The sequence below is a fragment of the Mesorhizobium sp. SEMIA396 genome, assembly GCF_024518615.1.
In the GTDB taxonomy this organism is placed as follows: domain Bacteria; phylum Pseudomonadota; class Alphaproteobacteria; order Rhizobiales; family Rhizobiaceae; genus Mesorhizobium.
Genome location: NZ_JANIFC010000036.1, coordinates 1 through 1,159, shown reverse-complemented (window position 1 = coordinate 1,159; position 1,159 = coordinate 1). Strand labels below are relative to the sequence as shown.

The window sequence follows — 1,159 nt, the reverse complement described above, 5'->3', positions numbered from 1 at the left end:
CAATGAGCGACTATCTGTGGTGTCAAGTTGCATTGGCGAACTCCATGCGCGCATCGCGTGCTTTTGCATTGAGAATGACGAGGAGTTTTCGCGCCAGCGCCATGCGGATGACCATTTTGGTTTTGCCAGCCTTTTGCAACCGTTCGGCGAAAGCTTGCAGATGAGGATCGTACCTGGCGACGTGCCGGGCAACGATAAAGAGAATGCCACGCGGCCCGGTGCGACCGCCCCGAATATTACGAGGTCCCTCGCGTTTGCCGCTATCATTGGCGAAAGGCGAGAGCCCCACCAGCTTGGCGATGGCCTTGTTGGAGACGATGCCGATCTCGGGGACCTCCGCCAACAGACGGGCAACGGTGCGGTCAGCCAAGCCCTTGAAGACGCGGAATGTCATGTCGAGCCTGGCCCACAACGGATCATCGTCAATCAGCGAGGCCACCTCGCCAGCCAGCCGCTTCTCCTCGCGCTTGAGGCAGGTCAGCACCGTGGAGAGACTGGCCAGCGTCTCGGCGTCTGTGGTGGCGCTCTTGCGCTGCTTGTTGACGGTGATGTCGCCGGTGACTTGGGAAAGCCTGGAAACCAAGACTTTCAGTCGCTGCTGCGCGGGACTGGGCGGCGCCGCCGGCACGATCTGCTTGACCGACGCGTAATGGGCGATCACGGCCGCGTCGATGCGATCGGTTTTCTCGAAGGTGCCCATTGCTTCGGCGAAGCGACGCACGCTGCGAGGATTGACGATGCCGCAAGGCAGGCCGTTCTCCCAAAGCCACAGAAAGGCCAACCGCTCATAACCGCCCGTGGCCTCCATAACCGCGAGCTCGACACGATGGCCGCGGCAAAACACCAGCAACTCGCCTAGTCCCGCTGCGTCGTTGGCGAAGCGAGCAAACGCAGCGCCCGGCCGGATATGGGCGTCCAGCCAATCTTTCGAAACATCAACTCCACAAATAATGTTGTTCACGGTAACCTGCCTTGTTCGTGCGATTGGAGCCAAGCGACTATTCGGTCGTGCGTGACAAAGGCGAAGATCCCAAGCTCATTGACGGTTGTAGCCGGAGGGGCAGCGGGCGACTTCGCCAAGCCTCGGGCCGGATGGCCATCCGGCCCGAGGCTCAATCGCTTCCATCGCACATAATCATCTCGTGCAGATACAAGGGGC

At 60.7% G+C, this 1,159-nt stretch carries 1 protein-coding gene; it reads right to left on the bottom strand.

The window, feature by feature from the left end:
* Positions 1-22 precede the first annotated feature (22 nt).
* Entirely contained in the window at positions 23-961 is a 939-nt protein-coding gene (locus tag NP503_RS33170; RefSeq protein WP_127270070.1) for an IS110 family transposase, read from the bottom strand.
* Positions 962-1,159 lie beyond the last annotated feature (198 nt).